Raw genomic sequence first — 10,839 nt, 5'->3', positions numbered from 1 at the left:
ATCCTCTCTCGCCGACCAATTTTGAACCCCGCTTCGGCGGGGTTTTTTGTTTTCTTCGTTCCAAGCACATTTCCGAATTTCTCGCCATGCGCAAAAAACGCCCCTTTCGCTGAGAAATGCTTCACTATGATGAAGCATTCCCGTGCATAAGGATGGCGAGACGATGCCCCAACAGATCCCAATCCGCGCGTTTCACGCGATGGCCAAGCCCAGCGGCTCTGACTGCAACCTCAACTGTACCTACTGTTTTTATCTTGAGAAGCAAGCGCTTTACCCCGACGTGTGCTCACGCATGAGTGACCAGACGCTGGAGGCCTACATCAAAAACTATATTGCCGCCGTTGAAGCGCAGGCTGAAGTGGCCTTTACCTGGCAGGGTGGCGAGCCGACGCTGCTGGGGCTCGACTTTTATCGTCGCGCGGTGGCGTTACAGGCTAAATACGGCGCGGGTCGACGCATCAGCAACAGTTTTCAGACCAACGGCGTGTTGCTGAATGACGAGTGGTGCCTCTTTTTCCGCGAACAGCGTTTTTTAATCGGCCTGTCTCTGGATGGTCCGGCGGAGATTCACAACGCCTATCGTCTGACAAAAGGCGGCAAGCCCACGCACAAGCTGGTGATGCGCGCGCTGGCGCTACTGCAAAAACACGGTGTTGATTACAATGTTCTGGTCTGCGTGAACCGCCAAAGCGCACAGCAACCGCTTAAAGTTTATGATTTTCTGTGTGAATCCGGCGTGGAATTCATCCAGTTTATCCCGGTCGTCGAGCGTCTGGCTGGCCCGCGGGAAGCCAATGTGGGGCTTTCGCTGCAGGGGCCAGGGAGTGAGCATTCAGCAGAGAGGGTCACGGCCTGGTCCGTTCGCCCGAAAGCCTACGGTGAGTTTCTTACCGCGATTTTTGACCGTTGGATCCAGCGCGACGTCGGTAAAGTGTTTGTGATGAACATTGAGTGGGCTTTTGCCAACTTTGTCGGCGCGCCCGGTGCGGTGTGTCATCATCAGCCCACCTGCGGGCGCTCGATCGTCGTTGAGCACAGCGGTGATGTTTATGCCTGTGATCACTATGTCTACCCGGAATTCCAGCTCGGCAATCTCCATCAACACAGCTTTGCGCAGATGGTTGATACCTCTGAGCAGGAACAGTTTGGGCGCGATAAATTTGCCCGCCTGCCGGTGGCCTGTAAGCAGTGTGAAGTGCTGAGGGCGTGCTGGGGCGGCTGCCCTAAGCATCGCTTTATCCCAACGGAGGGTGGTGAGCAAAACTACCTGTGTGAAGGTTTCCGCCACTACTTCCGTCATTTGCCTCCGTATCTGAAAGCGATGCGCGATCTGCTTGCCAGCGGTCGCCCGGCCAGCGACATCATGAAGGCGCAGCGGGTATTCCCATCGCACAAATAGCCAGCTCGCCGGAGATGTTTCCGGCGAGCTGGATCAGTGCGGCTGTCAGAGCTTGATTTGAACTTTTGGCGGATATTTTTTCAGGATAGCCATGTAGTCATGTACTTCGGTCTGTAGCGGCACGCCCATAGGGATGTGACGGATGCCAACAGATTCGCTTTCCTGTGGGTCGGTATACAGATTAAACATCATGCTTCCTGCCGTCTGCATCACCGCGCCGGTGAAGCCGCCCTGATAGCCGGTTTGGGTAAAGGCATACGGTTGTTGAATCAGCAGATGATATTTAAACTCATCGATACGCACGGCAGAGAGCTGGCCGTTGAGGAAGTAGTGTTCCGCCTTGCGGTTAGACTGCCCGTTGCTGCCAAGGAAGAATGAGGACTGATCGACCCCGTCAATGAAGGTGGTTTTGGGTACCAGTTTAGAGACTTCCGCTCCCGGTTTACCGGCCAACGCCAGCGCCGTTGGGAACAGATCCGCCAGATCGACGATACCGTCGGACTTACGCGGCTGGATCATCCCCTTCCAGTAAACGAAGGTGGGGACGCGGACGCCGCCTTCCCAGGTAGAGCCTTTTGCACCCCGGAACGGCGTGCGGCCATGCGGTGGGACTTCCGCTTCCGGACCGTTATCGGAGGTGAAGACGATCAGCGTATTATCCAACTGACCGTTGTTCTCCAGTGTTTTATACAGGTTGGCGAACACATCATTCATTTCAACCATGCAGTCGCTAAAGGATGTGCGCGCCGGTGAACTTCCCGCATATTTGGCGTTAGGGTAGTTGTCGAAGTGGCAGCCGCGCGTGCCGTAGTACAGGAAAAAAGGCTTATCGCTTTTCGCCATCTTGTTGAGGAAGTCTACGCCGTACTGCATCCAGCGCTGATCGAGATCCTCCATATACTTTGGCGTAATGTCAGCAATCGCTTCCTGTTTACCGCCTCGTACCGCGTGAACGTCATCTTTACTGAACGGCAGATTTTTAATGTATTCGGAGCGAGATGGGCTTAGCGCAACCTCTGGGTTCACGTTGACGTCACGCCACTCGGTATACATATCAGAGACCGAATTAAACCCGCGGAAATCATCAAAGCCGACGTTCTGGGGCTGCGAGCCTTCATTTTCGCCCATGTGCCATTTACCGATCGCCTGAGTGACATAACCCTGATCGTGCAGCAATTGCGGCAGGGTGGTTAACCCTTCCAGCCCCCCGGGCATGCCATACATCGGGGGCATCAGAATCCCGTGGTGTACCGAGTATTGACCGGTCATGATGGTGGCGCGCGTGGGAGAGGAGCTGGGCTGCGAGTAAGCAGAAGTCAAAATTAACCCCTGACTGGCAACGGCATCGATATCCGGAGTTGGGTTGCCAACCGCGACACCGCCGCCGTTAAAGCCAACATCCATCCAACCTACGTCATCCAGAATGAAGATGATAACGTTAGGTTTTTTTCCGGTTTTTTTCTCGATGTCGGCCAGCTTTTGCTGCGCCTCTTTATTCTGTTCGGGGTGCATCATTACCGGCATCATATTATCGGCAATAGATGTCGCTTTTTTTACCAGATATTGATTAGGGTGATCGTAACCGGAGTAACCTTGCTTAGCTGTCGCTACCGCAGGTGTATCTACCGCATTAGCAAACGCAGGAAGCGCCGTAATGATAGCTACAGCCAGCAGCTTACGTGGGAAAGATAAATCCATTATATAATCTCCAGGTAATATATTATTGATAGATACAACAGCCTTGGATAAGAAGGTTAAAACAACTATCTAATAATTATGGATAAAAGATTACAGCAACGGCTGGCGTTGCCTGTGAAGAATCGTATACCTTAATTTCTTCTGCTGTAAATATAATGACAGCGCAGGTGCGATAATGGATTAATAATCAATTGTTACTAATTTCTAAATAATTTGCCGCATGAATGAGGCCGATATTGGTATCTGGTTTTATTATTTATATATTGCCGTGGCTTATTATTATGGTTAAATAAAACGGCAAAGTGAAATGACTGCGATGGCATGTTTTTTGATGAGTTAAAAAAGACGATATTGTCTTTAACCAGACATGTCATTTCTCAAAATTTTATGACATAATGCGCCGCGTAGATGCTCATTCCATCTCTTATGTTCGCCTTGTGCCTCATAAACTCAGGAATGACGCAGAGCCATTGACGGTGCTTATCGTCCACTGACAGATGTCGCTTTTGCCTCATCAGACACCATGGACATAACGTTGAGTGAAGCACCCATTAGTTGTCGAATTAAACCTGTTTAACGCCTGCTCCCAAAAAGAGCGGGCGTTTTTTTATGGGTAAAAAAGAAAAGGGGCCATTCGGCCCCTTTTTGCTAGCGCGTAGATTACGCTGGCGGGTTGTTCTGCAGCGTCAGCATCAGCCCGTCCCGGCGCATGGCAGCGGCTTCTTCCGGCTGTTTCAGGCGGTCAAGCGTGTCAGCCAACCAGGCATAGTCGAAAGCATCCGGACGCTGCTTAAGCGCGGCGCGAAACGCCAGGCTCGCTTCCTGCCACTCGCCGTGCTTCATCAGCGACTGGCCCAGCGTGCTCCACAACAGCGGGCGGTCGCCTACGGTTTTGATCTGCTGGCGCAGCAGTTTTTCCATCTGCTCCGGGTTATTGGTGTGCAGACGAGGAATCAACATCACCAGACGATCGTCATACTGACGCTTCAGGCCGTCGATGATGATCTGCTGTGCGGTGTCATGATCGTCACACTCAATGAGGTGATCCGCCATGGCAACCTGCAGGGCCACCTGATGACGCGTTTTACGGCTTTGATTCTTCCACCAGTCACGCAGCCCTTCGCTGCCCTGGTCGGCGCGTACCTGGTCCATCAGACCAATCCACGCCTGCTGCTCCAGCGCCGCGCGATGGGCGTCATCGCCGACGTTGGCTTTCGCCATTGACGGGATGATATCCAGCAGCGAACTCCAGGCCCCGGTCTGAATATAGGCCTGCTCGGCCAGACGCAGTACTTCCGGATGGCGTGGGGCGATTTCCAGCAGCTTATCAATACCGTGGCGCGCCGCGTGGGTTTCATGACGCGCCAGCTGTAGACGGACGCGAGTGATCTCAACCGGGATCAAATCGTTACCGGCATTTTCCGCTGCACGCTGTAGGTGTTGATTGGCGCGCGCTTCGTCACCGCGCTGCTGCGCGGCTTCAGCCGCCAGCAGGTAGTTGACGACAGGCTGTTCCGCGTGATCGGCATTTTTCGACATCAGCTTTTCAACCTGCTGATAGTCGCCTTCCGCCAGTTTCAACAGCGCCTGCTCGGTCTGCTTGCGTGCGCGACGGCGTTTACGGCCCACGAACCAGCCTCGGGTATGGGCGCTGGTACGGAAAATGCGGCGCAGAATCCATTCCAGCGCGAACAGGACCACCATGATCAGAATCATGATGATGACCAACCCGGTGACGCTGGTTTCAATGTTGTAATTGTCGGTCTGAATTAGCACGTACCCCTGGTGACCTGCAATCATCGGGCCGACCACCACGCCGGCAATCAGCAGTGCAAAGAGTAATAAGACTTTAAGCATCGATTACTCTCCTTGCGCTGGGGCTGGCGCAGGCTCTGCGGCGGCCGGTTGCTCTGCCGTAGGCTGAGCGGCAGCCGGCTGTGCCATCAGGTTACGTACGCGGGTCTGCATCAGCTTTTCCAGAATCGGCTGGCTTTGCAGGGTTTCCGGAACGTCCATGGCGATACTCTGCTGGCTGAGTTGATCGATGTCGTTCAGGAACGTTTTCGTGGCGGCGTCATCGGTATCATAGTAGGCACGTACCCAGGTCGAGACGTTATCCAGCGCCTGCTTGTAGGTTTCCTGCTGATGACGCGGCACTGCCTGCGAGGCGGCAAGCAGTTGAGCGCGGATGTTCTCGCGCAGGTAGATATCCTGGTTCGGCGCCAGCAGCGGAACGGCGGTCTCGTCGCGGCGGCGAATGGTAATAAAGCTGTCCATAAAGTTCTGCCAGCTTTTTTGCAAATTGACGCGCCACTCGCTGAGCGAAGCCGACAGTTCGCCATCGTCGCTGTCCATCGGCGAATCGTCAGTATTGTTGTCCGCCAGACGCAGGTTATCCACCTGATTAGCAAGCTGGTTCACCTTCAGAATGATGCCGTCGAAATCAACCTGCGACACGGCGGAAAGGCTGGCGATATCTTCGGTAATTGCCCGGCGCGCGGTAATCAGACTGGGGTCGTTCATGTCCGCGAGACTGGCATCCGCGCTTTTCAGCAGTGCGGCAGCGGTGGTCACGTCCTGATCGCTCCACAGCTTGCGCCCGGCCAGCTTCACCAGGAAATCGGACTGGGCCAGCAGCCAGGTTTTTGAATCGGTGCCGGAGATAGCAGCCACTTTTTGCTGCACTTCATCCAACTGTTTGGCCATTTCGCTCTGCTGGGCTTTCGCCGCATCAAGCTGTTCGGCCTGTTGTTTAATGGTGGTTTCCAGCGCCTCTTTCTGCGCATCCTGCGCTTTTTGCAGCGCGATGAGCTGATTGGCGAGAGTATCGCTGGTGGTGGATTGGTTGACGGCCTGCTGTTTACCCCAGCCGTACAGACCGATGCCCGCCGCCAGCGCGATGGCGATAGCAACGGCGCTTAGCACCAGACTGGTTTTCCCGCCGGTATTTTTCTTCTCAGCATTTTCTGGCTTACGGACCTCGGGTTGCGGCGTGGTGTTCACGACGTCCCCGGATTCTTCAACCACGGCGGAGTTTTCTTTTTGTTCCGTCATTATGGCTTCCAATTTTGAGAGTTATTGTAATGCGCGCAGCAGCGCATCGTTGTCTGCGCTATCGGCAACCTGAATTTCCTGCCAGCCCATCTCCCGGGCCAGTTTTGCAATGCGCTCACTCACCACCAGTAACCGACACTTGAGCAACCAGCTCTCCCGGTACCAGAGGGGAATCAGCGTCCAAAGCTGTTGCAGCATTTCGCCGCTGGTGACCACAATCGTCGAGACGCCTCGTGACTGCCAGCGCATGGCTTCTTCCGCGCCATCGTAGTGAATGGCGCTGCGCTGATAGCATTCACACAGCGTCACGTCGGCGCCACGGGCGGTAAGCGTTTCCGCGAGCAGCTCACGGCCACCGTTGCCGCGCAGAATAAGCGCCTTCTTTCCCGCAATATTTTGTAATTCAGGTAATTGTAGCAATACTTCGCTGATTTCCCGATCTAAAGGGTAGCGTACGTCGGCTCCGCTGACCTGATGCAGAGCCAGCGCCGTAGTGCGACCAATGGCAAAATAGCGGGGAGCCGTCGGCCAGCAAAGGCGCTGCTGCTGTAACTGCGATTGGGCAAAGCTCACCGCATGCTGCGACAACGCGAACGCTAAATCCCCATCGTCCAGCGCGCCAAGCGCTTGGCCGAGCGTATTAAGTTCGCGACCGGGGGTGAATTCAATCAGCGGGAAACTCCAGGCTACTCGCCCCAGCGCGCGCAAACGGCTAACGAGCGCTTCACTTTGCGGGGCGGGGCGGGTAACCAGAATGGTCATACTGAGGCGTCTCCGTCGTAGACCGCGGCAAGAATTTCTCGTGCGCCGTTATCGAGCAGCTCTTCAGCCAGCGCAATGCCCATTTTCTCGGCCTCTTCCGGCAGGCCGCGACGCTCGCCGCAAACCATTTGACTGCCGTCCGGCGCGCCAACCAGCGCGCGCAGCCAGAGTTCTCCATCAATGAGTTCCGCATAGCTGCCGATAGGCACCTGACAGCCGCCTTCCAGCCGCGTGTTCATCGCCCGTTCGGCGCGCACGCGGACAGCAGTGTCGTCATGATTCAACGGCGCCAGCAGCGCACGCGTTTGTTCATCGTCGAGGCGGCACTCAATGCCGACGGCGCCCTGGCCAACGGCCGGGAGCGACTCTTCCGGCGACATCGGCTGGCGGATGCGGGCATCCAGTTCCAGACGTTTAAGGCCGGCAACGGCGAGGATGATCGCATCGTAGTCGCCGTTGTCGAGTTTGCTCAGCCGCGTGCCGACGTTGCCGCGCAGCGAACGAATCACCAGGTCCGGGCGGCGTTTGGCCAACTGGCACTGGCGACGCAGACTGGAAGTGCCGACGACGCTGCCTGCCGGGAGGTCATCCATGCTGGCGTAATGGTTCGAGACGAAGGCGTCACGTGGGTCGTCGCGCTCGCAGATTGTCACCAGCCCCAGCCCTTCAGGGAATTCCACTGGCACATCTTTCATCGAATGCACGGCGATATCCGCGCGATTTTCAAGCAGTGCCAGCTCCAGTTCTTTGACAAAAAGCCCCTTGCCGCCCACTTTGGCCAGCGGCGTATCAAGGATCACATCACCGCGCGTGACCATCGGGACAAGCGTCACCGTCAGCCCAGGATGGCAGGCCTCCAGGCGTTCTTTTACATAGTGCGCTTGCCAGAGCGCGAGCGGGCTCTGACGTGTGGCAATTCTCAAAACTTTGTCTAACATGCTTGTTACCGTCATCTATCGTCCGTTGTCCATCCTAACATTGTTGCCTTAATGATGTTAGTTTTCAGGGATTCATACCCTGAACAATTCGCGATGCAGGAAACGTGCCTTCAGCCTAAACGGAGACAAGCATAAACGGGGTTGTGTTTACCGTTCATTACTGGCACTGTCTTGATCGTATGCCGGGGTTTACAGCAGCATTCAATGCTACACTTGTTGTAGTGCAACATTCTTTACGGTCAACCGGCAAGGTGTTAAATTGATCACGTTTTAAACCATTTTTTGTCCAGAATTCGATAATGACAACGGCGGACGAAAAACGGTAACGGTTCTTCTTGTTGAAATATTAAAACCTCCGTACCGCTTGAACAGGATACGTCGAGGTTTTGAACATCAGGCGATATGTCTTGTACCTCTATATTGAGACGCTAAAACAGAGACTGGATGCCATCAACCAACTGCGCGTGGATCGCGCGCTTGCAGCCATGGGCCCTGCTTTCCAGCAGGTATACAGTCTACTGCCGACATTATTACATTATCATCATCCGCTGATGCCGGGTTACCTTGACGGTAACGTTCCCAAGGGCATCTGCCTCTACACGCCTGATGAAACCCAACGCCATTACCTCGACGAACTCGAGCTGCATCGCGGCATGCCGCCGCAGAGCACTGCCAAGGGCGAACTGCCGATTACCGGCGTTTACACCATGGGCAGCACCTCGTCCGTTGGCCAGAGCTGTTCCTCCGATCTGGATATCTGGGTCTGTCACCAGTCGTGGCTCGACAATGATGAACGCCAATTGTTACAGCGCAAATGCAGCCTGCTGGAAAGCTGGGCGGCATCGCTGGGCGTGGAAGTCAGCTTCTTCCTGATCGACGAAAACCGTTTCCGTCATAACGAAAGCGGCAGCCTCGGTGGGGAAGACTGCGGTTCAACGCAGCACATTTTACTGCTCGACGAATTTTATCGTACGGCGGTGCGCCTGGCGGGCAAACGTATTCTGTGGAATATGGTGCCGTGCGAAGAAGAAGATCATTACGATGACTACGTGATGACGCTCTACGCCCAGGGCGTGCTGACGCCGAATGAATGGCTTGACCTCGGTGGATTGAGTTCGCTCTCCGCCGAAGAGTACTTTGGTGCCAGCCTGTGGCAGCTGTATAAGAGTATCGACTCGCCGTACAAAGCGGTGTTGAAAACCCTGCTGCTGGAAGCCTACTCGTGGGAGTATCCCAACACGCGCCTGCTGGCGAAGGACATTAAACAGCGCCTGCATGATGGCGAGATCGTCTCTTTCGGTCTTGATGCCTACTGCATGATGCTGGAACGCGTGACCGAATACCTGAAGGCCATCGACGACGAAACCCGTCTCGACCTTGTGCGTCGCTGCTTCTACCTGAAAGTGTGCGAAAAGCTCAGCCGTGAACGCGCTTGCGTTGGCTGGCGTCGCGAAGTGGTTGGGCAACTGGTGAAAGAGTGGGGCTGGAGTGAAGAGCGTCTGGCGATGCTCGATAACCGCGCCAACTGGAAAATCGACCAGGTCCGTGAAGCACACAACGAACTGCTCGACGCGATGATGCAGAGCTACCGCAACCTGATCCGCTTCGCCCGTCGTAACAACCTCAGCGTTTCCGCCAGCCCGCAGGATATCGGCGTGCTGACGCGTAAGCTGTACGCGGCGTTTGAAGCGCTGCCGGGCAAAGTGACGCTGGTGAACCCGCAGATCTCCCCGGACCTGTCCGAACCGAATCTGACCTTTATTTATGTTCCGCCGGGACGCGCCAACCGTACAGGTTGGTATCTTTACAACCGCGCCCCGAACATGGAATCCATCATCAGCCATCAGCCGCTGGAATATAACCGCTATCTCAACAAGCTGGTGGCCTGGGCCTGGTTTAACGGCCTGCTGACTTCACGCACGCGCCTGTTTATTAAGGGCAATGGCATTGTCGACCTGGCGAAACTGCAGGAGATGGTTGCTGACGTATCGCACCACTTCCCGCTGCGCCTGCCTGCGCCAACGCCGAAAGCGTTGTACAGCCCGTGTGAAATTCGCCATCTGGCGATTATCGTCAACCTCGAATACGACCCGACGGCAGCCTTCCGCAATCAGGTGGTGCACTTCGATTTCCGTAAGCTGGATACTTTCAGCTTCGGTGAAGACCAAAAATGCCTGGTTGGCAGCGTTGACCTGCTTTATCGCAACTCGTGGAACGAAGTGCGTACGCTGCACTTCAACGGCGAGCAGGCGATGATTGAAGCGCTGAAAACTATCCTCGGTAAAATGCACCAGGACGCCGCGCCGCCGGACAGCGTCGAAGTGTTCTGCTACAGCCAGCACCTGCGCGGCTTGATTCGTACCCGCGTGCAGCAGCTGGTTTCCGAGTGCATTGAACTGCGCCTTTCCAGTACCCGTCAGGAAACCGGCCGCTTCAAAGCGCTGCGTGTCTCCGGGCAAACCTGGGGCCTGTTCTTTGAGCGTCTGAACGTGTCGGTACAGAAGCTGGAAAACGCCATCGAGTTTTACGGCGCGATTTCGCATAACAAGCTGCACGGTCTGTCGGTGCAGGTTGAGACCAACCATGTGGAATTGCCGCCGGTGGTCGATGGTTTTGCCAGCGAAGGGATTATCCAGTTCTTCTTCGAGGAGTCGGGGGAAGATCAGGGCTTTAATATCTATATTCTTGACGAGAGTAACCGCGCAGAGGTGTATCACCACTGTGAAGGCAGCAAAGAGGAGCTGGTGCGCGACGTCAGCCGCTTCTATTCCTCGTCGCACGATCGCTTCACCTACGGCTCAAGCTTTATCAACTTCAACCTGCCGCAGTTCTATCAGATTGTGAAGGTTGACGGCCGTGCGCAGGTGATTCCGTTCCGCAGCCAGGCGATTGTGCCGCCGCCGTCGAATCACGACAACAATAACGCGCCGCTGTTACAGCAGTACTTCTCTTAACTATGATGCCGGATGGCGGTTTCGCCTTATCCGG

7 protein-coding genes are annotated in these 10,839 nt (G+C 55.2%); 2 read left to right on the top strand and 5 right to left on the bottom strand.

The features are described from left to right. The first annotated feature begins 163 nt into the window (after positions 1-163). Entirely contained in the window at positions 164-1,399 is a 1,236-nt protein-coding gene (locus ACW14G_RS15725) for an anaerobic sulfatase maturase (RefSeq protein ID WP_249022498.1), read from the top strand. A 45-nt stretch (positions 1,400-1,444) separates the two neighbouring features. Here the strand turns inward: ACW14G_RS15725 and ACW14G_RS15720 are convergent, their stop codons facing one another. The 5 genes from ACW14G_RS15720 to hemC all read right to left on the bottom strand — a co-directional run bounded on the left by ACW14G_RS15720 (position 1,445) and on the right by hemC (position 7,851). Next, positions 1,445-3,097, bottom strand: coding sequence for an arylsulfatase (locus ACW14G_RS15720; protein ID WP_249022497.1), 1,653 nt, complete (start codon positions 3,095-3,097; stop codon positions 1,445-1,447). A 660-nt stretch (positions 3,098-3,757) separates the two neighbouring features. Next, positions 3,758-4,954, bottom strand: a complete 1,197-nt coding sequence (gene hemY, locus ACW14G_RS15715; protein ID WP_163448165.1) for a protoheme IX biogenesis protein HemY — start codon at positions 4,952-4,954, stop codon at positions 3,758-3,760. Positions 4,955-4,957: 3 nt separating this feature from the next. Further along, positions 4,958-6,151, bottom strand: coding sequence for a uroporphyrinogen-III C-methyltransferase (gene hemX, locus ACW14G_RS15710; protein WP_167577160.1), 1,194 nt, complete (start codon positions 6,149-6,151; stop codon positions 4,958-4,960). A gap of 21 nt (positions 6,152-6,172) precedes the next feature. Further along, a complete protein-coding gene (gene hemD / locus ACW14G_RS15705; RefSeq protein WP_223803527.1) occupies positions 6,173-6,913 on the bottom strand; it encodes a uroporphyrinogen-III synthase in 741 nt (246 codons plus the stop codon). Continuing rightward, positions 6,910-7,851 (bottom strand): hydroxymethylbilane synthase, encoded by a 942-nt coding sequence (gene hemC, locus ACW14G_RS15700; RefSeq protein ID WP_223803526.1) that lies wholly within the window; start codon positions 7,849-7,851, stop codon positions 6,910-6,912. The genes hemD and hemC overlap by 4 nt, the downstream gene beginning before the upstream one ends. Positions 7,852-8,258: 407 nt before the next feature. On the opposite strand from hemC, the gene cyaA reads away from it, so the two are divergent. Beyond that, complete coding sequence (cyaA, locus tag ACW14G_RS15695) at positions 8,259-10,805, top strand: class I adenylate cyclase (protein WP_064546437.1); 2,547 nt, start codon at positions 8,259-8,261, stop codon at positions 10,803-10,805. Positions 10,806-10,839 lie beyond the last annotated feature (34 nt).

It is taken from the genome of Kluyvera sp. (genome assembly GCF_965301105.1).
Note: the sequence above shows the minus strand (reverse complement) of the source record. Positions and strands in the feature narration are given on the sequence as shown.

Excerpts from the sequence above, each read along its gene's own strand:
- ACW14G_RS15725 (WP_249022498.1), top strand. The coding sequence starts at position 164 with ATGCCCCAACAGATCCCAATCCGCGCGTTTCACGCGATGGCCAAGCCC.
- ACW14G_RS15720 (WP_249022497.1), bottom strand. The coding sequence starts at position 3,097 with ATGGATTTATCTTTCCCACGTAAGCTGCTGGCTGTAGCTATCATTACG.
- hemY (WP_163448165.1), bottom strand. The coding sequence starts at position 4,954 with ATGCTTAAAGTCTTATTACTCTTTGCACTGCTGATTGCCGGCGTGGTG.
- hemX (WP_167577160.1), bottom strand. The coding sequence starts at position 6,151 with ATGACGGAACAAAAAGAAAACTCCGCCGTGGTTGAAGAATCCGGGGAC.
- hemD (WP_223803527.1), bottom strand. The coding sequence starts at position 6,913 with ATGACCATTCTGGTTACCCGCCCCGCCCCGCAAAGTGAAGCGCTCGTT.
- hemC (WP_223803526.1), bottom strand. The coding sequence starts at position 7,851 with ATGTTAGACAAAGTTTTGAGAATTGCCACACGTCAGAGCCCGCTCGCG.